This window comes from Neisseria dentiae (assembly GCF_024580525.1).
GTDB lineage: Bacteria > Pseudomonadota > Gammaproteobacteria > Burkholderiales > Neisseriaceae > Neisseria > Neisseria dentiae_A.
In genome coordinates this window covers 37797-60913 of the sequence record NZ_JANIKQ010000013.1, presented here as the reverse complement: position 1 = coordinate 60913, position 23117 = coordinate 37797, and the positions used below count along the sequence as shown (strand labels likewise).

Below are 23117 nucleotides of genomic sequence, written 5' to 3'. Positions count from 1 at the left end.
AGGCTCGAAATATTATGGTTGTTTCGCGGGATTTATATCGGTTACCGATTCCCGCCATACGGCATCGCCGCCGATGATAACCGGTTGCCGGGGCAGTTCTTTGCCCGCCACCGCATCCAGCAGCATCTGCGCTGCCCGTGCCCCCATCGCCGTATAGGGCAGATCGGCGGTGGTCAATGGCGGAAACAGCGTTTCGGCAATCGAGCGGTGGTCGTCGTAACCGGCCACCGATATTTCTTCCGGCACTTTAACGCCGCGCGAACGCAGAATGCCGTAAAGCCGCACCACCATTTCATCGTTACCGCAGCATAAAACAGTAGGCGGTTTGGGCAGCGTCAGCAGTTTTTCCACCGCCGCCAGCAGGGATTCGCTGCGGTTGGTGTAGTCGGGATAGCCCGCCAAATCCAAAGCCGCATCATAAGCGATACCCGCCTCTTCCAGCGCACGGCGGTAGCCGCGGCGGCGCAGTTTGCTGGCAATCACCTGCGGTTGCAGGCTTAAATAAGCAATGCGGCGGTGGCCGCCGGCGATAATCCGCTTCACCAAGCCGTATTGGCCTTGTTCGTCGTCGGGCAGCACCGACGGCGTGCCCTGTCTGTCGAAACAGTTCACCAACACCAGCGGGCAATTGAGCTTCAGCTCGGGCAGGCTCACTTCCTGATGGAATTCGGCCACATATAAAATGCCTTCTGCCCGGTGTTCCTGAAAGGTTCGCATCAGCGTTTCCACCTGCCCGAAACGGTTGCCCGTGTCGGCAATCATCACCGTTTTGCCCGCTTCGGCCATCGTGTGCTGTATGCCCTGCACCAAAAACATATCGGGCAGGCCGCCGCCGCTGTGGCGGTCGTGATGGCGGGAAATCGCACCGGTAATCACCCCCACCAACCCCGAACGGTTGGAACGCATGATGCGTGCGGCAGACGACGGGATATAACCCAGCTCCTCCATTGCCGCTTCCACTGCGGCACGGGTTTTCGCACTCACCGGCGCGTCTTGGTTCAAAACGCGGCTGACGGTTTTGGGCGACACACCCGCCCGCTCGGCAACATCATAAATCGTGGCCATACCTGCCGTTTCCCTGTAAGTCCTTCTGCTTGGTTGCTTGTTTCGGTTAATTGCGGCAAAGCATATCACAGATGACATCGGTGTCATACCATTTTTTTATACACAACCTTGAGCAAAATCAATCTATCTTTTCATTCCCCTGCCGTACTTTTTACCGTTTTTCGGGTCGAATACTTATTTATGTGAAAATAACGGCGTGTCGGTTATACTACACACCGCTACAAAACCGTTTCAGACGGCCTCACCTTGATAAAGTCCATCGGAAATAAAACATGAACAACATCACCCAGTCCGCCGCCTGGCAAAACTTGCAGGCCCACCAAATCAACACCGCCAATATGCGCATGCGCGAGCTATTTGAAGCCGACCCGCAACGCTTCGGCAACATGCACGAAACCCTGCACGGTCTGCTGTTCGACTACAGCAAAAACCGCATCAGCGAAGAAACCCTGCAATTATTGTGCGAACTGGCCGAAACCGCCGGACTGGAACAGCAGGCCGAGGCCATGCGCCGCGGCGGCAAAATCAACATCAGCGAAAAACGCGCCGTGCTGCACACCGCCCTGCGCCTGCCCGCCGATGCCGCGCCCGTGTTGGTGGACGGCGAAAACGTGATCCCCGCCGTGCACCGCGAACTCGACCGCGCACTGGCTTTTGCCGAAAGCCTGATTAACGGCGTGCACACCGGTGCCACCGACAAACGCATCACCGATTTCGTACACATCGGCATCGGCGGCTCGGATTTAGGCCCCCAACTGGCCGTGCAGGCCCTGCAACCCTTTCACAAAAACGTGCGCGTACACTTCGTTTCCAATTCCGACGATGCCAACATCGCCCAAGTGCTCGCCCCCCTCAACGCCGAAACCACCGTTTTCTGCGTGGCCAGCAAATCGTTCGGCACCCCCGAAACCCTGCTCAACGCCCACGCCGCCCGCGCCTGGTTCCGCGACAGCGGCCTGCGCGAAGCCGATATCGCCCGCCATTTCGCCGCCATTTCCAGCGATGTGGCCGCCGCGCGCAACTTCGGCATCGCACCCGACAACGTATTCGCCATGTTCGACTGGGTGGGCGGGCGCTATTCCGTATGGTCGGCCATCGGCCTGCCCGTGATGGTGGCCGTCGGCGGCACCCACTTCCGCAAATTCCTCAGCGGTGCGCACGCCATGGACGAGCACTTCTTCAACACCCCGCTGCGCCGCAACATCCCCGTTTTACTGGCCTTAATCGGCATATGGTACGGCAATTTCTGCGGCGCGCACGGCCAAGCCGTCGTGCCCTACAGCCACAACCTGCGCCGCCTGCCCGGCTATTTGCAGCAACTCGACATGGAAAGCAACGGCAAACGCCGCACGCTGCACGGCGATACGGTGGAATGCCACACCGGCGGCATCGTGTTCGGCGAAGAAGGCGTTAACTGCCAACACGCCTTTTTCCAACTGCTGCACCAAGGCACACGCCTGATTCCCGCCGATTTCATCGTGCCGATGCGCACCCCCTACAAAATCGGCCGCCAACACCGCTTCACCGTAGCCAACGCCTTCGCCCAAACCGAAGCGCTGATGCGCGGCAAAACCCTCGAAGAAGCCCGCGCCGAACTCGCCGCCCTGCCCGAAGCCGAACGCGAAGAGCTTGCGCCGCAGAAAGAATTCCCCGGCAACCAGCCCAGCAACAGCATCCTGATCGAAGAGCTCAACCCTTTCAATCTCGGCATGCTGATTGCCATGTACGAACACAAAGTATTCGCCCAAGGCGCAATTTGGGGCATCAACTCTTTCGACCAATGGGGCGTGGAATACGGCAAAGTGCTGGCGAAAAACATCGAACCCGAGCTTGCCCACACCCAAGACATACAGCACGACGCCTCAACCAACGGATTGATTGCGTTTTACCGCAAATGCAACCCGTCGTAGGCCACACCTTTAACCGGCAAGGCAGGGCTTAAACCCATGCGGCTGGCGCTTTGTCAGAGCCAGCCGTGTCATTTGTTTAAACATACAGCCGCCCGAAGGCGGCTGGTTAAAGGCAATACTGGTAATCGTTTTTTGCGGCGTTCCGACTTGCCGAACTCAAACTCGGTTCGCCCCGCACACTCACTCAATCCGCACATACGCCACCGACAAAATCTCAATCACTTCCCTGCCCTCCGGCCCGTTCAGCACCACTTCGTCGCCTTCGCGCGCTTTAATCAGGCAGCGTGCCAGCGGCGAAATCCATGAAATTTTGTTTTTGGCCGTGTCGATTTCGTCGATACCGACGATTTTCACCACTTGCCCTCTGCCGTCGCCACGCAAAAGTTCTACCGTGGCACCGAAAAACACTTGGTCGGTGGCTTCGCGGGTTTCCGGATCGACCACTTGCGCCGCTTCCAAACGCTTGGTCAGAAAACGGATGCGGCGGTCGATTTCGCGCATACGGCGTTTGCCGTAAAGGTAATCGCCGTTTTCGCTGCGGTCGCCGTTGCCCGCCGCCCAATTCACAATCTGAACGATTTCGGGGCGCTCTTTGTTAACCAGGCTGTATAGCTCGTCTTTCAAAGCCTGCCAGCCTGCGGGGGTGATGTAGTTGGGAGTGTTGCCGCTCATGTTTGATGCCGTCTGAAATGTGCAAAGGTGCATTTTAACCGATTGCCGAGCTTTTTTCAGACGGCCTTAGCACACCCTAATTCGCTGCTAAATCAATTCCGATAAAATTTGTTTCGTATTCCCTATCATCATTTAAGGAACCGTCATGAAAAAAACGTTAACCCTGCTGGCCGCTGCAACTGTGATGCTCGCCGTTGCCGCGCCTGCCGCTGCTCGAACTTATATTTCAAGCAAGCAGGCGGTGGCTGCCGCCAAAGCCAAAGTGGCCGGGCGCGTTACCGATGTAGATGCCGAGTTTGATTCGCGCCGCCCGCATTACGATGTGGATATCTATTCCAAACGCGGCCGCAAACACGAAATCAAAGTAGATGCGCGCACCGGCAAAGTGTATGCAAACCGTATCGACTATGATGATTGATATTACGGAATAAATTTTTTCGCGGCTCAAAATTCGGCGGATTAAACCCAATTTAAAGCAGAGTTTGCCCGCCTTATCCCAAGCCAAATTGCATCCGCCAAACAGGGCTGAACTTTGCAAAAATCTCAGGCCGTCTGAAAACGCTTTCAGACGGCCTCTATACAATCTGCTGCAATAAAAAAGCAAACGGCCGTATCTGCTGTTACCGCTATGCCTGCACCCGGCCGCGCCGGTAGGCCGCATATTTTCGGTATAGCCACACGGACACAAACACCACCACGAATACGGCCAAAACCGGCAGAAACAGGCTGAGCAGCGTCATCACCACGGCCGTGCCGGTTTCCAAAACCGAAAACACGGGATTGGCCGTGCCGCCCGTGGCGGCGGTGCTGGCTGCGCGGGTGGTGGCGTTCACGCCTTTGATGGCCGCCGCTGCGCCGCCGCCTGCGATAATCGCCAGCGCCCACGTTACGGCGGGGCTTAAATCGGCGGCGGTCGAGGCCACCACGGCCGTGCCCGCCAGACCAGCCAACGGCACGGCGAGCGTGTCGAGCAGGTTGTCGATAAACGGCACCAGATAAGCCAGCGATTCGGTGATGGCGGCGATGCCGAGAATAATCAGCGCGTTGGTGCTGCCCAGCCACTGCCAGCTTTCGTTCAACGGCCACATGCCGAAATAAGCCGATACGCTCAGGGCAAACAAAGGCAGAAAGACACGAAAGCCCGAGCTGGCCGCCAGGCCGATGCCGAGCGCGATGCTGATAAGCGTTTCAAAGTTCATGATTTCAATCGGAAATATAGAAAACGCGCATGATACTGCAATCTTGCGCGTTTGGCGGCAGATTTACGATTAGGGGCAACCCGGCCAATCAATATCTCGGCACGGTAGGGTCGGCCTGCAACGACCAAGCGTCGATGCCGCCTTGCAGGTTATACAGTTCGTCGAAACCTGCGTCGGCCAGATACATGGCGGTGTGCAGGCTGCGCACGCCGTGGTGGCAATACACCACAATCGGGCCTTCGTCGGGCAACTCATTGTGGCGCAGCGGAATCAGGTTCATCGGAATATGCACATGGCCGGGCAGCGCGCAAAAGGCGACTTCTTCGTCGGTGCGCACGTCGAGCAGGGTTAACGGTTTGCCTTCGGCAAGCCATTGCTGCAATTGTTGGGGCGTGATTTGCGGAATCATAACGTGTGTGTGTGGCGAGGCCGTCTGAAATGAGTTCAGACGGCCTCAAACTTTACAAAATCAAATCCGCGCCGGCTGGGCAGGTTGGGTGTTTCCGATGCGGGCCGGCCGCGCGGAAGATTCGGCCTGTTTGTTGTTAAAACTGAAATTTACCGGCGGCTGCGGGGGCATTCAGATAAGGGATATAAGTGTCGAACAGCGTGTGTTCGGTAAAGCCTTCGCCGTGGCGGGTAATCAGCAGGGCGCGCTGAACGGGTGCGCTGCCCACCACCACCACCATGCGGCCGCCGTTTTTCAATTGGCTTTTCAAGGCTTCGGGCACAACGGGCACGGCACCGCCGATATAGATGGCATCAAACGGAGCGCTTTCCGAAACACCTGCCAGGCCGTCGCCGGTTTGGTAGGCCACGTTGCTAAAACCAAGCTCGTTGAGCACGCTTTGGGCGCGCTGTTGCTGCGCGGCGTCGATATCAATAGTGGTTACGCTGCCGCCCAGCTTGTGCAGCAGCGCGGTGGCATAACCCGAGCCGGTGCCGACCTCCAGCACGCGCTCGCCTGCTTTCAGGGCCAGCCCCTGAATCAGGCGGGCAACGATTTTCGGCTCCAGCATGCTGCCGCCGTTAGGCAGCGGCAGCGTCATATCGGCATAGGCATAAGCCTGCTGCGCTTCGCCCACAAAACGTTCGCGCGGCACTTCGGCCAGTGCGTCTAAAACATCGAAATCCAACACATCCCAGGGGCGGATTTGTTGTTCTACCATATTGAAACGTGCTTGCTCAAAGTTCATGCCTTGCTCCGTGGTGGTTTGGTGTTTGGTTTAATCTTCGGATTATACGGTGTTTTATGTGGGCATCACAATGTTTCAGACGGCCTGTTTAATCATGGCGGCGCGTGATGATTTCGGCCAGCCTGCCCAGATAATGGGCGTCGGTGCCGTCGAAACAACCCACGGTTTCGGCATCGGCATCGAGCACGGCGGCGAGGCGGCGGGTTTTGTCCCACACGGGCACAACGATTTCGGATTGCGACAGCGACGAGCAGGCAATGTGGTCGGGGTGGCGGTTTACGTCTTCCACCACGATGGTGGTGCCTTTTTCCCACGCTTGGCCGCACACGCCGCGTCCGTAGGGAATGCGCGTGCAGGCCAGCGGCCCTTGGAACGGCCCCAACACCAGCTCGCGGCGGTTATGATCGGCCAGATAAAACCCCACCCACAGCCAGCCGAATGCTGCTTTCAATACTGCGCTGATGTTGGCGAGATTGGCGGTTAGATCGGGTTCGCCCCGGATCAGGCTTTCGATTTGCGGCAGGATTTCCTGATAAATTTCCACTTTGGTGGTGCCGCCGGTTTGGATGGTGTGCATGGTGCGGGCTGCTTACGGTAGATGAAACAGCCGTCATTGTTGCCACAGCAGCCCGACAGGTCAAGCATTGCGGGTAAAATTAACGGTAATTAAACTTTTTTGTATATTGTTTTTCAAGCCGCAGCCCTTTTGCACCAGCTGCGGCCGTCTGAAAAATATCCCGTTGCGCGTTACAGCGGAACAAAATAAAAAGAGACAAGGCGACGAAGCCGCAGACAGTACAGGTAGTACGGAACCGATTCTGTTGCCGCTTCAGCGGCTTACAAAATCGTTCTCTTTGAGCTAAGGCGGGGCAACGCCGTATCGTTTTTATTTTGTTTTGCTATACAATACGGTTTTTCCCACCTTCCCGCCGTTTCATGTCTGCCAAAATCCAAACCCGCCCGTTTAACCAAACCGTTTGCCAAAGCCTGATCGAAGCCGGTGCCGACCCTTTGCTGGCGCGCCTGTGCGCCGCGCGCGACGTGGCCTCCCCCGCCGAACTCGAAGACAAACTGGCCGCGCTGCTACCCTATCAGAGCCTGAAAAACTGCACCGCGGCGGCGGTGCGCTTGGCCGACGCGGTGCAGCGTCGCGAAAAAATCCTGATTGTGGCCGATTACGATGCCGACGGCGCCACCGCCTGCGCCGTCGGCATGAAAGGTTTGGCCGCAATGGGCGCGGCGGTGGATTTTCTCGTGCCCAACCGTTTCGAGCACGGCTACGGCCTCACGCCCGAGCTGGCCGAAATCGCCGCCGCCCGGGGCGTAGATTTGCTGGTTACGGTGGATAACGGCATCGCCAGTCTCGCCGGTGTAGCGCGCGCGCAGGAACTGGGCATCGACGTTTTGATTACCGACCACCACCTGCCCGCCGAGCGCGTGCCCGACTGCATTATCGTCAATCCCAACCAGGCGGGCTGTACGTTTGCCAGCAAAAGTTTGGCGGGCGTGGGGGTGATTTTTTACGTGTTGATGGCCTTGCGCGCCGAATTGCGTGGGCGCGGCTATTTCAGGCCGTCTGAAAACGCCAATCCGGTTTCAGACGGCCTGCCCGAACCCAATTTGGGCGAGCTGCTGGATTTGGTGGCGCTGGGCACGGTGGCCGACGTGGTGCCGCTCGACCACAACAACCGCATTCTCGTGTCGCAGGGTTTGAAGCGTATGCGTTCGGGCAAAATGCGCCCCGGCATCCGCGCCCTGTTTGACGTGGCGCGGCGCGACTGGCGCAAAGCGCAGCCTTTCGACATGGGCTTTGCGCTGGGGCCGCGCATCAATGCCGCCGGCAGGCTCGACGATATGTCGGTGGGCATCGCCTGCCTGCTGGCCGACAGCGACGCCGAAGCGCAAACCCTCGCCGCACACCTGAACGATTTGAACATCGAGCGGCGCGAAATCGAACAATCCATGCTGCAAGACGCGCTCAATGCCTTTCCCGAATCGCTGCCGGCAAACCAAACCACGCTGGTAGCCTACCGCGGCGATTTCCACCAAGGCGTTATCGGCATTGTTGCCAGCCGCCTGAAAGACCGCTTCTACCGACCCACCATCGTGTTCGCTCCTGCCGACAACGGCGAAGTGCGCGGCTCCGGCCGCTCCATTCCCAACCTGCACCTGCGCGATGCTTTAGACTTGGTGAGCAAACGCCACCCCGATTTGATTTTAAAGTTCGGCGGCCACGCCATGGCGGCCGGTTTGAGCATACGAGAACACAATCTCGCCGCGTTTCAGACGGCCTTTGAAAACGTGGTGCGCGAGCTGGTTTGCGAAGACGACTTATCGCAAACCTACATCACCGACGGCAGCCTGCCCGCCGCCGAACTCACTCTCGCCCAAGCGCAGAACCTCGCCCGCCAGGTGTGGGGGCAGGGTTTCGCGCCGCCGAGCTTTACCGACGAATTCGCCGTTGTCCGCCAGCAGCCCATGGGCGTGAACCACAAAAAAGTGTGGCTGCAAAAAGACGGCCTCGAATTCGAAGCCATGTTTTGGCGCTGCACCGAAGAAATCCCCGCGCGCGTGCGCACGGTTTACCGCCCCGTGGCCAACGAATGGCGCAACAATATCGAATTGCAGCTTTATATCGATTATTGGGAAGCGGCTTGAGACCTTTGCAAAATTGCTTTGGACATCTTCCCCCCTGCGTCATGCTCGGGCTTGAACCGAGCATCTTTTTGTTTCAAAAGAAATACCAGATACTCGGGTCAAGCCCGAGTATGACGGGATACAAATAAATTCAGGATTAAAACAGCTTTTTGCAAAAGTTTCAGGCCGTCTGAAAATATTCAGACGGCCTGTTTATATATCAGCCCGATGCTTATTGTTGCTGCTGTTGCGCCGCACGCACGGCGTTTTGGTCGGGGTTGATCAGGATTTCCACGCGGCGGTTTTTGGCGCGGCCTTCGGCGGTGGCGTTAGACGCAACCGGCTGGCGAGAACCGTAACCGATGGTGCTCAGGCGCGAAGTGGCCACGCCGCGTTGGTTCAGGTAAGAAGCCACGGCTTGCGCACGGCGTTTCGACAGCGGCTCGTTGATGGCGTCGGAGCCGGTGTTGTCGGTGTGGCCGGCCACGGTTAAGGTGGTGTCGGGGTATTGCACCAGGGTTTCGGCCGCTTTGTTCAGCGCGTCCATCGCATTGCCGCTCAGGCTGGCGCTGTTGGTGGCGAAGGTTACGCTTTCGGGCATCACCAGTTTGATCTGGTTGCCTTGGCGCTCTACTTCAACATTGGTGTTGGCCAGGCTCTCGCGCAGTTTTTTCTCTTGGTAATCCATATAGCCGCCGATACCCGCGCCTATTGCACCGCAAGCCAGCGCAGAGTTGCGCGCGCCTTTGCCGCCGTGGGTCAGGGCGCCGACGATGCCGCAGGCAGCCGCGCCGCCCAAGCCATACATAGCGGTTTTGCTGGCTTTCTGCTGGCCGGTAACGGGATCGGTTACGCAGCCTGCCAATACCATGGCGGAAGCGGCAGCCAAAACGGTTAAGGGTTTCAACATTTTCATGGGTTTCCTTTCAAAATCATTCGATATGCGGCAAGCGCCCCGGCGGGGTTTGCCCTGATGCAAACTATATAGAACATCGGCACGGCATAACAGTTTGCTTAACTTGATATTACACGCGGCAGCGGTTCATTACTTTCCGCACGGCGCAAAGGCCGTCTGAACGCCGAAAGCGTATCTTTTGCGATACAGGCCGCGCTTATCTGCCGCGCGCGTGCTGCTGCAAACGGCGCACCAGCTTCAGCTTGAGGCGCAGTTTCACGTCGTAGCCCACCGAGCCGGAACCCAACACAAACAGCACCACCGACACCGGCAACGCGAAATAATGGCCGGCGCTGTGGTAGCCCCACGCGCCGATCAGCCCGCCCGCCAAAAAGGCGGCCAACAGCCCCGCCAGCAGCTTGGCTTTGGGTTTGTTGGTGTGGATGTGCGGCAGTTTGGGGTTGTCGCTGCGGTGGTAATACAGCATTTTTGAAATTTCTATGCCCAAATCGGTTACCGTGCCCGTCATATGGGTGGAGCGGATGGCACCGCCCGACAACACCGTCATCACGGTGTTGTGCATACCCATGATGAAACACAACAGCAGCATGGCCGCAACGGGCAGGCTGCCGCTGTGCCAGTCGGCCACGATGGCGCCCACCGCGCCGAACAGCAGCAGATATACCGCCTCCAGCCACATCGAAAAACCGAAACCACCGCGGAAGCGGTGCCGTTTCGCCCACAGAATCACCCAGCTCGAATGCGCTGCGCCCAAAATAAAAAACACCATGCCAGCAAAAGCGATCAGCGCCAGCCGCCATTCGCCCAAATATGCCATATCCGCCGCATACGACATTTCGCCGGTAACGTGCGAGGTGTAGCGCGCCACGGCAAAAAAACCGCCCGCGTTGATTGCGCCCGCCAGCATGGCCATCAGATAGCCGAGCAGGCGGAAGCGCGCATCGCTGATGTTGTGTTCGTGCAGATAGGGTTTGTCGGCCTGCCAGAACGGCGGCGCGTGTTTGCGGCTGCGGCGCGGATGGGGCGCGGGGCGGGCGTGTTGGTTTTCCATACGGCAACGGGCGGAGCAGACGGGTTGATGCCGGTATTGTACAAGGCCGTCTGAAAAAATATAAGGGCATTGCGCCGCTTTGCTTTTTGCCCAAACAGACCGGTAACACCTATGCCTGATTTTTCAGACGGCCTGATGAATATTGGCAAGATTGAGCTTGACCTTTACCCAAGGTTAAAGTTTATAGTTTGCCACACCTTATCATTAATGACCTATTTAAGGAGTTTGTTATGAAGCTAATTGGTAAAAGTTTAGTAGCTGCTGCTTTACTTGCGGTATTGGCTGCGTGTAATCAGGCAGAGACACAAAAATCACCATCTGAGGAGCAGGTTTCCACCGCATCGTCTGCACATGATATGCATGCCATACATGGCAATAATACAAAAATGCCGTCTCATTCGGCGGAATATATGCAGTCTATGGGCAAAATGCACGATGAGATGGTGAAAGCTGCGCAAAAAGCAGATGCCGATGTGGCTTTTGTAGAAGGTATGATTCCCCACCATCAAGGTGCGGTAGAAATGGCCAAGATTGAATTGAAATATGGCCGCGATCCTGCCATGAAAAAATTGGCTCAAGAGATTATTGATGCACAACAAAAAGAAATCGGCTTCATGCAAAACTGGTTGAATAACGCGGCTAATAAAGAACAAGTTAATTCGCAGAGCGAACACGCCAAGGCTTATTTGGCCGATATGAGTATGCACGATAAGATGATGGCAGGCGTTCATCATGAAAATGCTGATGCTGCTTTTGCATTGAGTATGATTCCGCATCATCAAGGGGCAATCGAAATGGCAAAGATAGAACTCAAATACGGCAAAGACAAGCAAATTAAACAACTTGCACAAGCTATTATCAATGCCCAAGATCCAGAGATTCAATTGATGACAAATTGGTTGAAAGCACAAGGTATTCAGCCGTAATCAGCATTAATTCTCTAATGGCATGTCATTCACATTAAACTTTAGGCCAAGATCTTTGCAAAAACCCAATTCAGATCTGAAAACGTTTATGTCTCGTCATTCTCGCGCAGCGGGCTTGCGAAGCTAATGACGACAATTGGATATTTCAAACGGTCTAAATGAATTTTTTAAAGTTATCAGGCCGTCTGAAAATATTTCAGACGGCCTGTCGAAAAGGTGCATCCCCTTTCTGACTACTATTATAGAGAGAGATACCCGGGGCAAGCCCGGGTATGACGCAAGTGTTTTGGAATTTGCGGTGAGTGTTGCCAAGCACGAAGCCCGAACCTGCCGCCCCAACGTTCAGCCGCCGGTTAACGCCATCACGCGGATGATTTTTTTCGGGTTTTCAACAAATTCGTGTTTTTCGGGCTTTTTCTGCACGGCATCGCGTATGGCCTGCTCCAGCTCGGCGTCGGTGCAGCCTTCGCGCAACAGCGGGCGCAGCGGCACTTTGTCTTCCTGCCCCAAACACAGGTGCAGGTTGCCGGTGGCGGAAAGGCGCACGCGGTTGCAGGTGGCGCAGAAGTGCTGGCTCATCGGGGTAATCAGGCCGAGGGTGAAATCGCCGCTGCCGCTTTGCCAGTAGCGCGCGGGGCCGCCGCCGATTTTGCCTTCGAACGGCGTGAGGTTGAATTTCTGCTGCAATTGCGCCAACACGGGTTGCAGGCTCACCTTGGCATGCGCCTGGCCGGTGGCGCCCATGGGCATGGCTTCGATTAAATTGAGGATAAAGCCGTTTTCGATACAGAAGGCGACCATATCGTCCAAATCGGTGTCGTTCACGCCTTTGAGCGGCACCATATTGATTTTGATGCGCTCGAAGCCGGCTTCTTTGGCGGTTTTGATGCCGTCGAGCACTTGGGGCAGGCAGTCGGTGCCGGTGATGTCTTTCACGCAGTCGCCGCGCAGGCTGTCGAGGCTGATGTTCAGGCGGCGCACGCCCGCTTGGCGCAGCTCGTGGGCGTGTTTGCCCAATTGCGTGCCGTTGGTGGTGAGGGAAATGTCTTCGACGCCGGGTTGGCGGTTGATTTCGGCGGCCAAACCGGCCAAGCCTTTGCGCAGCAGCGGTTCGCCGCCGGTAAGGCGGAAACGCTTGGTGCCCAACCGCGCGAATGCGGCCGCCACACGCGCCAGTTCTTCGAGCGTTAACCAGTCTTTGGGCACGGCAAAGCCTTTGAATCCTTTGGGCAGGCAGTAGGTGCAGCGCAAATCGCAACGGTCGGTTACGGATATGCGCAGATAATCTACGGTGCGGCCGAATGCGTCGGTTAACATGGTGTGGTGCTCGCGCTATGTGGTGTGTGTTGATTGTAGGGCCGCGCACGCTTTTTGTTGATGATGCGTTGTGGTTAGCGGCTAGTTATTTCGGCGAATATACAGGCCGTCTGAAAGAATAACAAGCATAGGCTGTTATTCTTTCAGACGGCCTGTTGCAGCTATATCAAACGCCCATCAGCGGAACCAGCACCGGCACCAGCGCGGCGGTAAGCACACCGTTGAAAATCAGCCCGAGGCTGGCATAAGCTGCGAGTTTGCGGCTGCGGTCGAGCGATGCGGCGATGCCCATCGCGTGCGAAGCCGCCCCCATCGACATCCCCTGCGACGTGGGCAGCTTGATGGTGCTGGCGCTCATCAGCCTGAAGCCGACCATCTGCCCCATCATGCCCGCCAGAATCACGGTGGCGGCGGTGATGGCGGGAATGCCGCCGATAGCGCGGGTGATTTCGATGGCAATCGGGTTGGTAACCGATTTGGCCGCCAGCGACAGCACCACTTCGCGCCCCGCGCCCATCCACTTGGCGATATACACGCCGGTAACGATGCCGGTTACGCTGCCCGCCGCCTGCGACACGATAATCGGCAGCCACTGGCTGCTGATTTTTTTCCAGTTGAGATAAAGCGGCACCGCCAGCGACACCACCGCCGGTTTCAGCCAAAAATCGATAAACGCGGCCGCTTCGTGATAGGTTTCATAATCAATGCCGACGGTTTTCAGATAAACAATCACCGTGGCCGAACTCAACACCACGGGGTTGCACAGAAAACTGCCCGTGCGGGCGCGCAACACATTGGCCACCCAATACACGGTTACCGTGATAAACAGCAGCAAAGCCGGATGCGCGAGCATTTCCATCACCAAAACCTCCGCATCAGCTCGTGCACCTTGCCGGTAACGAACATCACCAGAAACGTGCTTACCAGCGTGGCGGTGGCGATGGAAAGCAAATCGCGCCCCACCACATCGAGATAGCTCATCACCGCCACGCACGGCGGCACCAGAAACAGCGACAGGTTGCCCATCAAAACGTCCACCATCTGCTGCAACCAAGCGGTTTTCACCCAGCCCATATGCAGCGCGGCAAACAAAAAGCCCATGCCGACAATGCTGCCGGGCAGCTTGATGCCGGTGAAATGCACCGCCGCCTCTCCCACGGCCAAAAAGCCGAAAATAATGCTCAACGCTCTAATCATGGTTCGGTTTCTCCTGTGCGCTTTATTTATTATTGTGCCGGCGGTTTTCAGACGGCCAAAAAACCGTGCAAAATCCGCAGTGATCGAAATATCGAATTTTCCGTTTGCCCACCCGGGCAGAAACGGCGGAAAACAGAAATGTTGAGACAGGGTTTCGGGTTTTGCAACAACCCGGGGCAGGCACCTGATTAAGGCTGGTTGGAAGCGTATTTCTTTAAATTATTAACTAATCGGAATCATACTCCCGCACAGGCCGTCTGAAAAGACAGGCGGCGGTTTTCAGATAAGCACTTTTTCGCAGCAGGAACAGCATCGGCAGGAGCGTAGGTTGGGTTGAAAACCCAACATAAATTCATTTCATTGTTTCAAGAGTTTCAAGATGTTGGGTTTTGCAACCCAACCTACCGCTCAACATATTTATTCAATTTATTCAGATAAGCACTTTTTCAGACGGCCTGAAACCTTTTTTCCGCAAACAAAAAACGGAACCCTTTCGGATTCCGTTTTCCATTCTGCATCACCCTCAGCTTTTGCGGTAAGGGTTTTCCACGCCGTCTATCAAGCGGTGCAGGTATTCGCGCAGCTGTGCTTCGCCGCAGCCCATCAGCAGCGCGTCTTCAAAAGCATCTTGGGCGGCTTGGTAAAGCTCGGTCATGTTTTCCGTCATCACCTTGATTTTTTCGGTGCAGGAAACGATTTCGCCGTTGTCGCTATACCATTTCGGCATTTCGGGCATACTCATCATAACAGCCTTAATTCAAAAAGCGCGAAGGATCGTTTTTCTTCACGCGGCGGGCGGTGGCGTATTTGGCGTTCCAATATTTGTTGTTCAGGCTGGTAATCTCGATGCGCTTGCCCGCCCTCGGAGCGTGGATAAAGCGGTCGTTGCCGATATACAGCCCCACATGCGAGATGCGGCCGCCGCCCATCGTGCGGAAAAACACCATATCGCCCGGCTGGAGGTTGCTGCGGCTCACATACTCGCCCGTTCTGGCCTGCTCGGCCGACGTGCGCGGCAGGCTGATCTGCATACTGCGGCTGAAAATATGCTGCATAAAGCCGCTGCAATCGAAACCCGTCCGCGCAGACGAACCGCCGTAGCGGTAGGCCACGCCGAGCAGGCCCATCGCGCTGCCGATCAAATCGTCGGCATCGCTGCGGTTCGCGGGCTGGCTGCCGCCGCCCGACGTGCCGATAGGCGCATACTGCGGCGCCTGCAAGCGGATAAGGTTTTCCAAATCATCGGCCTGGGCCGCGCCCGCGCCCGACAGCATCAGGCAGAAAGCGGCCAGCGCCGCCGAAAAAAATCGTTTGAAATTTGCCATAGGTGATTCCGTTGTTTGCCGTCCCGCCCGCAGGCGGCCGGAGTGCAATCGGTTTTCAGACGGCCTATGCCGCCCTGATTATGTTATTCTGTGTGCCACGCCGCAGATTTGCAGCCAATAATAAGGCCGCTATGCTGTCGAAAAACAGATCGAAACATAGCGGAATATGCGCCGTTTGCCGCGTGCGGTTGCCGCCCGGCAGGCGGCAAGGCTCGATTTTCACAGTAAAAACCCGTTCGTGCAAGGCATGAACCCTGAAAAATACTGCAAAAACCATGATGATTCCCACACTACTGGCCATGCGCGACTTTGCGCGTATGCGCGAGATTATCGCCATTTTAACCAAATACGGCCTGGGCGAATTCGTGCAGCGCATCAAGCTGTCATACCAGCACAGCACCGACGCCGAACCCGCGCCCGAAAGCCGCTATATGAGCACGCCGCGCCGCTTCCGCATGGCGTTTGAAGAGTTGGGCCCCACATTCGTGAAGCTCGGCCAAGTGCTTTCCACCCGCGTTGATATTTTCAGCGCCGAGTGGATAGAAGAATTCGAGCGGCTGCAAAGCAACGTGGCGCCGATACCCAGTGCTGACATCCGCGCCTTAATCGCCTCGCACCTCGGGCAGCCGGTGGAAAACGTGTTCAAACACATCGACCCCAAGCCCATAGGCAGCGCCTCGATTGCGCAAGTGCACCGCGCCGAGCTTGCGGGCGGCCAAACCGTGGCGGTGAAAATCAAACGCCCCGACATCGAGCCGACCATACAGGCCGACCTGCGCATTCTAACCCATCTGGCCAACCTGATCGAATCAGAGATTCCCGAAACCCGCCGCTACCAACCCGTGCAGATGGTGCAGTATTTCGCCAGAAGCCTGGCCAAAGAAACCGATTTATCGGTGGAGCTGCGCTATATGCAGCGGTTTGAAACCACCTTTGCCGGCCACGGCTTTATCCATATCCCCAAGGTTTACCAAGAATATTCCAACCGCCACATCCTCGTGCAGGAATACATCAGCGACACCCTGCTCAAAGACATGCCGTCTGAAAGCCTCGACGCCGCCACCCGCCGCACGCTGGCCGGCCGTATTACCGACACCCTGTTTACCATGATTCTGAAACAGGGCTTTTTCCATGCCGACCCCCACCCCGGCAACATCTTTCTCAACAGCGAAGGCCGCATCACCCTGATTGATTTCGGCCTCGTCGGCCACCTCAGCAACACCCGCCGCCGCGAAATCATCGAGCTGATTACCGCCCTCAGCCGCCACGACCAATTCAGCATGCAATATGTGCTGATTAACTGGGCGCAGGGCGAATTGCCCGACGAAAACCTGCTCGGCGCCGACGTGCTCGAAATGCTGCTCAACTACGAACACACCCCCATACGCGACCTGCGCATCAGCCAAGTGATTAACGACATCACCCAAATCATGCGCCGCCACGGCCTCACCCTGCCGGGCGACCTCGTGATGCTGTTCAAAACCCTGATTACCCTCGAAGGCGTGGTGAAACGGCTCGACGGCAGCACCGAGCTTTTAGAGCAGGCCAAACCCATCGTGGCCGAAGTGTATGCCGAACGCGCCTCGCCCGAACACATTTTGCGCAAAAGCAAAATGCACGCCCAAACCATCGTGCAGGCGCTCGACGAATTGCCGCAAAACCTCTTCCGCCTGAGCCGCCGCCTGCAAAAAGGCCAAGTCGGCCTCAACATCGACTTCAAACACTTCGACCACTTCAGCCACCAACTCGACCGCGCCACCAACCGCCTCACCATGGGCATCGTAACCGCCGCCCTCATCATCGGCTCATCGATCGTGATGAGCATAGAAACCGGCCCCAAATTCATCGGCTTTCTCGGCTACCTGCTCGCCTTTGCCAACAGCGTGTGGATTATCTGGTCGATTTGGCGCTCGGGAAAACATTGATAACAAGCGGCTTGTATGCACCGCATTGGCCGTCTGAAAATATTTTTTAAGATTAGCTTGGATTGCCCCCTGAAACAATAAAACGGGTTTAGGTTGGTTTTTTCACCCCAACCCGTTGGCAGCCTCTGGTAGGTCGGGCATTTATGCCCGACACAATCCACGCCCAAGCAAACGTCGGGCATAAATGTCCGACCTACTTTTGAAACAAAAAGATACCCGGGTCAAGCCCGGGTATAACGTGAATAAACCAACGGCAGGTTGGGTTACCAAACCCAACACCTTGAAATAATAAAACGGGTTTAGGTTGGGTTTTCAACCCAACCTACGGCTACTCAAGAATCAACAAAAGAACAAGTATCCACATTAATATCAGTTACATTGGTTTTTGTTGCCAATACAATTTGGCATTGCCATGTGCCATCAATAGAATCACGAAGTAATCGGATAATAGAACCGTTAAGTATGGTACTGCTATCTTTACCCATAACGGCTTCTATACCGCCAAAACTGTTACCGTTATTGGTAATACGAGCCGAACTGATAAGGTTAGAAGCAGGATTGCTGCCATTCAACTGAATATATTTATAAGTAGAACCGCCCGGGTAGTTCCTCCCTTGCTCGGCGGGATCCATCGTTGGAAAGCCACCTTCGTTAAGAATGCTGTCAATACTGGCTTTAGCAGCAGACAATTCGTAAACCACACGGGTAAGTTGGGTTTTAGCGATATATCTTTGATATATCGGTAGAGCAAGTGCACTCAAGATGCCGATAATAGACAATACAATCATTAATTCGATTAGCGTAAAGCCACGCATTCGGTTATTTTTTATATTCATTGTCATTATTAAACTGTCTGCACGAGCAGAACCGTTTACCCCATGTAAGTGTTTAAACAAGCAAAGGGAAGCCTTTGCGTAAAATCCAAATCATTTCAATAGAAATAATAATTTCATATCAATACACAACAATCTAAAATACAACAGACTATTTTTTATTGAAAAAAAAGCGTACTGCAAAGAACAATACGCTTTTATCATTTACATCAGGCTTAATATTACGGGCTAGGAGTCGCAGCAGCGGTAGGACAACCGTTAGCCGCATATCGACCGTCAACAGTAGTAGCGCAAGTCCAAGTGCCAGAATTATCACGTGACCAAGTCAATGTTTTTGTGCTCAATGCAGCTGCGGCACCGTTACCAAAGGTTGCTACAATGGTAGCAGTATTGTTTGCGGCATTAATAGTAACTTGCGGCACACCGGTACCTGTTGCTACAGCAGTGCTGCCATCCTGTTTGGCACCAGTCAACAAAGTAGAGCCGGTTGCACCTAAAGAACATTGGGTTGCGCCTTGACCCAAGGTAGTACGGCCATTCAACATACAACTTTCAATAGTGGTTTTCAGGTTGCCGGACTCACCCATTACGCGGGTTACTTGAGAACGGGCGATGTAATCTTGGTACATCGGCAACGCAATCGCAGCCAGAATACCGATAATCGCGATAACGATCATCAACTCGATCAGGGTAAAACCTTTTTGAATAGCTTTCATGTTTAAAACTCCAGTTAAAAATTTAAAAGTGAATAAAGTTATTTAATAGTTATAAAAACCGTAATGTGCTTGGCACGTTTTTTTACTGCTTGTTACTGCAACCAAAAGAAGAAGGAATTTACAGCTTGCCGCTTGGGTTTTGCTTTCTGCCTGAGCTTCGGCTTGGTCTCTCGCGGTTGCAAGGTATCAAGCAAAGGCCGTGCCACCGCGAAAAATTTTGGCTTTATTTTCTATATTTTATTGATTTTGTTATGGTTTAATTTTATGACTTTGTTTTGTTAATGCTAAAGCAATTATTCAAACAAATTGTTAACTTAACTTAACATGACGATTTTCGGCAGCAGGGTGCCGTATTTGCGAACATAACGGTTATTTTTTTGTCATGCGCCGTTTTTTGTCAGTTGGCCGGTATGAAAAGGAAAAGGCCGTCTGAAATATTTCAGACGGCCTGAGATCTTTTTATCGGGAAACAATCCAATCATGCCACGCCGTAGCGTTCGCGGTAGGCGCGCACGGGTTCGAGGTAGCGGCCGAATTCGGCGTGGTTTTCGAGCAGCGAAAGCAGGTCGCGCAGGTTGGCGATGGCCACCACGGGCAGGCCGTATTGCTGTTCTACTTCCTGCACGGCTGATTTTTCGCCCGTGCCTTTTTCCATGCGGTCGAGTGCGATGGCTACGGCGGCGGGCGTTGCGCCTTCGGCTTCGATCAGTTTCACCGATTCGCGCACGGAGGTGCCGGCGGAAATCACGTCGTCGATAATCAGCACGCGGCCTTTGAGCGGTGCACCCACCAGCACGCCGCCTTCGCCGTGGTCTTTGGCTTCTTTGCGGTTGTAGGCAAACGGCACGTTGATGCCTTTTTCGGCCAGCATCATGGCGGTGGCGGCGGCGAGAATGATGCCTTTATAGGCGGGGCCGAACAGCATATCGAACCGGATTTTGCTTTCGATAATGGCTTGGGCATAAAACCGCGCCAGCGCGAGGGTGGAGGCGCCGTCGTTAAACAGCCCGGCGTTGAAAAAATAAGGCGATTGGCGGCCGGCTTTGGTGGTGAATTCGCCGAACTTCAATACGTTTTGCTCGAGCGCGAATTTGAGGAAATCTTGGCGGAAATCAGACATTTAAAGGCTTTCTTGAGTGGGGTTGGAAATTGCGCCGATTATAGCAAACCTGCGGCGGCGGCAAACGGGCTTTCTGCGGAATAACGGTATTTCGGGTAAAATGCCCGCTTCTGTTATTCTCATTTGATCACACATTTTTATGCTGAAAATTATTTCTGCCAATGTAAACGGCATCCGCTCTGCTTATAAAAAGGGTTTTCACGAATATATCGCCGCATCGGGCGCGGATATCGTGTGCGTGCAGGAATTAAAAGCGCAAGAGCCTGATTTATCGGAAGATATGAAAAACCCTCACGGTATGTACGGCGTGTGGCATTGCGCCGAAAAACGCGGTTACAGCGGCGTGGCGGTATATAGCAGGCAGCGCCCCGACAATGTTCAGATCGGCATGGGCATCGAGGAATTCGACCGCGAAGGCCGTTTCGTGCGCGCCGATTTCGGCAACCTGAGCGTGATTTCGCTTTATCTGCCTTCGGGCACCAGCGCGCCGGAGCGGCAGGAGCTGAAATACCGCTTTCTCGATGCTTTCTACCCCATGCTGGCCGAGATGAAAGCGGCGGGGCGCGATATCGTGGTGTGCGGCGACTGGAACATCGCCCACCAAAACATCGACCTGAAAAACTGGAAAGGCAACCAGAAAAATTCGGGCTTTCTGCCCGAAGAGCGGGCATGGATAGGCAAAGTTATCAATGATTTGGGCTGGACGGATATGTGGCGCACGCTCTACCCCGAAGAGCCGGGCTACACTTGGTGGAGCAACCGCGGCCAAGCCTATGCCAACAACGTGGGGTGGCGTATCGACTACCATATGGTTACGCCCGATCTGGCCGCCAAAGCCGTTCGCGCCCATGTTTACAAAGATGAAAAATTTTCCGACCACGCACCGTTGGTGGTGGAATATGATTATGCGCTTTAATCTCCCACCGATACGCAATATGTTTTCAGACGGCCTCTTGCCCGCGATAAGGCCGTCTGAAAACCAATAAAAACACAAACCATGCAAAGCCAAGAACTCGAAGACTTAACCCTGCTGCTGATACGCGATGCCGACGAAGCCGAAATGTGGATAGACCGCTGGGCGGTGAGCTACCCCACCGTGCGCACGGCGGCGGTTTCGCGTGGCCAACCTATCGCCGAATGGCAGCGGATTGTCGGCGCGGCGGTGGCCGGCATCCACAGCCGCAATATCGCCGCCGTCGCCCACGGCGCAGGCGTTTCGGGCTGGCTGGCATGGCTTTATCTGGCCGATGTGAATATGCAGAAACGGGTGCGGAACATGATATTGGTGTCGCCCCGCCAAGATGCGCTGCCCGACGATGCGGTGCACACCCTGCAACGGGTGCGCTGCCATTGCCCGGGCGCGCTGGTTATCGGCACCAGCGATCCCGAATGCCCGCAGGAATGGGCGCAACAGCAAGCGCAGCTTTGGGGCGCACGCCTGCTGACCGCCCCGCAAACAGGCCGTCTAAACGGCCATCTGCACGGCTGGCAATGGGGAATGAAGCTGTTGCAGGAAATGTTGTTGAAGTAAAAGGGTGTTTGGCATAAACGGCAGGCAGAGACTTTTCCAGGCTGAGACCTTTGCAAAATTAAAAAGCCATCACAAAAATTTATTTCCCGTCATTCCCGCGTAGGCGGGAATCCAGTCGTTTTTTCATAAGTTATTGAAATAAAATACTTGATGGTTTTAAGGCTGGATTCCCGCCTACGCGGGAATGACGGAATCTAAGCATTTCAGACGGCCTCAAGGTATTTTTGCAAAGGTCTCAGGCTCACCAAGGCCGTCTGAAATACCCAACCGTCGTCATACCCGGGCTTGACCCGGGTATCTTTTTGTTGTGAGAGAAATAACAGATACTCGGGTCAAGCCCGAGTATGACGCAGGTGCTTTAATTTGAAATAATCAGGCCGTCTGAAAAATATTTTTCAGACGGCCTGTTGTTATTCGCTGCTTGCTGCGGGAATACGTGTTAGCGCAATTCGGTATGCAGGCGGCTCAACCATGCGGAAGCGTCGCTGCCCTGATAGGCGCTGCCGTCGCGGTTAAGCAGGCGGATGCGGGCGCCGTTGTTTACCGGCTCCACATACACAATCAGCTCGGGGCGGGCTGCGGCCGTAGCGGTAGTGTCGGTTTTGCCTTTGCCGAACAGGCGTTTGAAGAAACCGGGCTTTTTAGTGGAAACGGCCGCGCCTTCCTGCGGGGCGGGTTGCACCAAGAAAGCGTGGCGCTCGGGGTTTTGGCCGAGCACGGTCAGGCCGATGCGGTCGAGCGCCAGCGCGGTGCGGCGCCAGTTGCGGTTGTAGTCGCCGCTTACCAAAATGGCATCACCGCTGATAGAGGCCAAATCGCCGCCGCTGCGCGCGGCGGGGGCAACGCTGTTGCCCAAAGCGTTTTCGGCCTGCCGGGCATCTACGCCCAAATATTGCATAAAGCGGGCGAGGAACGCGGCTTCAAGGTTGGGGTCGTTGGGGCGGGGCTGCCACATGGTGGTATCTTTGTTTTTATCGCCATACACTTCCTGCATACCTTTGTGGGCGAAGAAAACGTCGGTGGTGCCGTTGCGGCCGCGTTCTACGCGGATAATGAATTTATCGCGCTCACTGGTGGAATAAATACCGCCCAGGCCCACTTTTTCAAACAGGCGGCGCAGGCCGTCGCCGGCGATTTTGGCACGGTTTTCGGCCCATTCGGTTTCCATTTGGCCGATGGCAGGCTCTTCCGATTTGATTTCAAAACCGTTTTCCTGCCAGAACACTTTCAGCAGCGGCCAGATTTCGGCGGGCTGTTTGCCCTCCACCACCAGCCAGCGCTGGCTGCCGTCGCGCTCGAGGCGCACGCCTTTCACATCTTGCAGCACGGCTTGGTTGGCGGGCTGCTGTGCGCCGTTGCGGCGTGCCATATCGCTGGCGCGGACTGCGCCCGAACCGGCGGGAATCTGATACATATTGCCTTGGTCGGGATTGGTCAAATCGGGCGGAACTTCAAGATTCACCACTTTGCGGTTTTGGGTTTGGTAGTCGAGCTTGGGCTGTTCTTTGCTGCCCGAACAGGCGACGAGGCCGACAAGGGCGATAAGGGATACTGCCGTTTTGATGCGGTTCATTAGCGGGA

General features: G+C 55.4%; 24 protein-coding genes. 7 read left to right on the top strand and 17 right to left on the bottom strand.

The annotated features are described in order from the left end of the window. Nucleotides 1–12: 12 nt before the first annotated feature. Nucleotides 13–1065: a LacI family DNA-binding transcriptional regulator gene (locus NQ012_RS08855; protein ID WP_257067245.1), complete on the bottom strand. Its 1053-nt coding sequence runs from the start codon at nt 1063–1065 to the stop codon at nt 13–15. A gap of 272 nt (nt 1066–1337) precedes the next feature. Here NQ012_RS08855 and pgi point away from each other — a divergent pair, with 272 nt between their 5' ends. Continuing rightward, entirely contained in the window at nt 1338–2975 is a 1638-nt protein-coding gene (pgi, locus tag NQ012_RS08850) for a glucose-6-phosphate isomerase (protein WP_257067244.1), read from the top strand. Between the two features lie 180 nt (nt 2976–3155). Here pgi and greB read toward each other — a convergent pair whose 3' ends face one another. After that, nucleotides 3156–3647: a transcription elongation factor GreB gene (greB, locus tag NQ012_RS08845; RefSeq protein ID WP_257067243.1), complete on the bottom strand. Its 492-nt coding sequence runs from the start codon at nt 3645–3647 to the stop codon at nt 3156–3158. A 145-nt stretch (nt 3648–3792) separates the two neighbouring features. Here greB and NQ012_RS08840 point away from each other — a divergent pair, with 145 nt between their 5' ends. After that, on the top strand, nt 3793–4065 hold the full coding sequence (locus tag NQ012_RS08840; protein WP_257067242.1) for a PepSY domain-containing protein: 273 nt from the start codon (nt 3793–3795) through the stop codon (nt 4063–4065). 208 nt (nt 4066–4273) lie between these two features. Here NQ012_RS08840 and NQ012_RS08835 read toward each other — a convergent pair whose 3' ends face one another. The 4 genes from NQ012_RS08835 to NQ012_RS08820 all read right to left on the bottom strand — a co-directional run bounded on the left by NQ012_RS08835 (nt 4274) and on the right by NQ012_RS08820 (nt 6619). Then, entirely contained in the window at nt 4274–4846 is a 573-nt protein-coding gene (locus NQ012_RS08835) for a DUF4126 domain-containing protein (protein WP_257067241.1), read from the bottom strand. Between the two features lie 88 nt (nt 4847–4934). Continuing rightward, on the bottom strand, nt 4935–5255 hold the full coding sequence (locus NQ012_RS08830) for a rhodanese-like domain-containing protein (protein ID WP_257067240.1): 321 nt from the start codon (nt 5253–5255) through the stop codon (nt 4935–4937). A 136-nt stretch (nt 5256–5391) separates the two neighbouring features. After that, complete coding sequence (locus NQ012_RS08825) at nt 5392–6042, bottom strand: protein-L-isoaspartate O-methyltransferase family protein (RefSeq protein ID WP_257067239.1); 651 nt, start codon at nt 6040–6042, stop codon at nt 5392–5394. An 88-nt stretch (nt 6043–6130) separates the two neighbouring features. Beyond that, nucleotides 6131–6619 (bottom strand): GAF domain-containing protein, encoded by a 489-nt coding sequence (locus tag NQ012_RS08820; protein ID WP_257067238.1) that lies wholly within the window; start codon nt 6617–6619, stop codon nt 6131–6133. 359 nt (nt 6620–6978) lie between these two features. On the opposite strand from NQ012_RS08820, the gene recJ reads away from it, so the two are divergent. Continuing rightward, nucleotides 6979–8700 carry a single-stranded-DNA-specific exonuclease RecJ gene (gene recJ, locus NQ012_RS08815; protein ID WP_257067237.1) on the top strand — a complete coding sequence of 574 codons (1722 nt, stop codon included), beginning with the start codon at nt 6979–6981 and terminating at the stop codon, nt 8698–8700. Nucleotides 8701–8911: 211 nt separating this feature from the next. Here recJ and NQ012_RS08810 read toward each other — a convergent pair whose 3' ends face one another. Both NQ012_RS08810 and NQ012_RS08805 read right to left on the bottom strand, forming a co-directional pair. Beyond that, nucleotides 8912–9595, bottom strand: a complete 684-nt coding sequence (locus NQ012_RS08810; protein WP_085366221.1) for an OmpA family protein — start codon at nt 9593–9595, stop codon at nt 8912–8914. 196 nt (nt 9596–9791) lie between these two features. Further along, the gene (locus NQ012_RS08805) at nt 9792–10646 is read right to left on the bottom strand and encodes a YoaK family protein (protein WP_257067236.1); all 855 of its coding nucleotides are present in this window, start codon (nt 10644–10646) and stop codon (nt 9792–9794) included. A gap of 230 nt (nt 10647–10876) precedes the next feature. Between NQ012_RS08805 and copM the strand changes: the two genes are divergently transcribed. Next, the gene (copM, locus tag NQ012_RS08800) at nt 10877–11572 is read left to right on the top strand and encodes a CopM family metallochaperone (protein WP_257067235.1); all 696 of its coding nucleotides are present in this window, start codon (nt 10877–10879) and stop codon (nt 11570–11572) included. Between the two features lie 342 nt (nt 11573–11914). On the opposite strand, the gene moaA is transcribed toward copM, so the two are convergent. From moaA to NQ012_RS08775, 5 genes are all read right to left on the bottom strand, one after another. Continuing rightward, complete coding sequence (gene moaA / locus NQ012_RS08795; RefSeq protein ID WP_085366219.1) at nt 11915–12889, bottom strand: GTP 3',8-cyclase MoaA; 975 nt, start codon at nt 12887–12889, stop codon at nt 11915–11917. Nucleotides 12890–13055: 166 nt separating this feature from the next. Further along, entirely contained in the window at nt 13056–13751 is a 696-nt protein-coding gene (locus NQ012_RS08790; protein ID WP_257067234.1) for an LrgB family protein, read from the bottom strand. Then, nucleotides 13748–14086: a CidA/LrgA family protein gene (locus NQ012_RS08785; RefSeq protein ID WP_257067233.1), complete on the bottom strand. Its 339-nt coding sequence runs from the start codon at nt 14084–14086 to the stop codon at nt 13748–13750. Before NQ012_RS08785 ends, NQ012_RS08790 begins: the two co-directional genes overlap by 4 nt. A 523-nt stretch (nt 14087–14609) precedes the next feature. Then, nucleotides 14610–14828 carry a hypothetical protein gene (locus tag NQ012_RS08780; protein WP_085366216.1) on the bottom strand — a complete coding sequence of 73 codons (219 nt, stop codon included), beginning with the start codon at nt 14826–14828 and terminating at the stop codon, nt 14610–14612. Between the two features lie 10 nt (nt 14829–14838). Then, nucleotides 14839–15411, bottom strand: a complete 573-nt coding sequence (locus NQ012_RS08775; RefSeq protein ID WP_257067232.1) for a C40 family peptidase — start codon at nt 15409–15411, stop codon at nt 14839–14841. Between the two features lie 275 nt (nt 15412–15686). On the opposite strand from NQ012_RS08775, the gene NQ012_RS08770 reads away from it, so the two are divergent. After that, entirely contained in the window at nt 15687–17336 is a 1650-nt protein-coding gene (locus NQ012_RS08770; protein ID WP_257067231.1) for an ABC1 kinase family protein, read from the top strand. A 332-nt stretch (nt 17337–17668) separates the two neighbouring features. Here NQ012_RS08770 and NQ012_RS08765 read toward each other — a convergent pair whose 3' ends face one another. From NQ012_RS08765 to pyrE, 3 genes are all read right to left on the bottom strand, one after another. Continuing rightward, entirely contained in the window at nt 17669–18232 is a 564-nt protein-coding gene (locus NQ012_RS08765; protein WP_306440835.1) for a pilin, read from the bottom strand. A gap of 158 nt (nt 18233–18390) precedes the next feature. Next, nucleotides 18391–18885: a pilin gene (locus NQ012_RS08755; RefSeq protein ID WP_257067230.1), complete on the bottom strand. Its 495-nt coding sequence runs from the start codon at nt 18883–18885 to the stop codon at nt 18391–18393. A gap of 478 nt (nt 18886–19363) precedes the next feature. Next, nucleotides 19364–20005: an orotate phosphoribosyltransferase gene (pyrE, locus tag NQ012_RS08750; RefSeq protein ID WP_257067229.1), complete on the bottom strand. Its 642-nt coding sequence runs from the start codon at nt 20003–20005 to the stop codon at nt 19364–19366. Between the two features lie 139 nt (nt 20006–20144). On the opposite strand from pyrE, the gene NQ012_RS08745 reads away from it, so the two are divergent. After that, nucleotides 20145–20921 (top strand): exodeoxyribonuclease III, encoded by a 777-nt coding sequence (locus NQ012_RS08745; protein ID WP_257067228.1) that lies wholly within the window; start codon nt 20145–20147, stop codon nt 20919–20921. A gap of 81 nt (nt 20922–21002) precedes the next feature. After that, nucleotides 21003–21536 carry an alpha/beta hydrolase gene (locus NQ012_RS08740; protein WP_257067226.1) on the top strand — a complete coding sequence of 178 codons (534 nt, stop codon included), beginning with the start codon at nt 21003–21005 and terminating at the stop codon, nt 21534–21536. Between the two features lie 439 nt (nt 21537–21975). On the opposite strand, the gene bamC is transcribed toward NQ012_RS08740, so the two are convergent. After that, nucleotides 21976–23109: an outer membrane protein assembly factor BamC gene (gene bamC / locus NQ012_RS08735; RefSeq protein ID WP_257067225.1), complete on the bottom strand. Its 1134-nt coding sequence runs from the start codon at nt 23107–23109 to the stop codon at nt 21976–21978. Nucleotides 23110–23117: the final 8 nt, after the last annotated feature.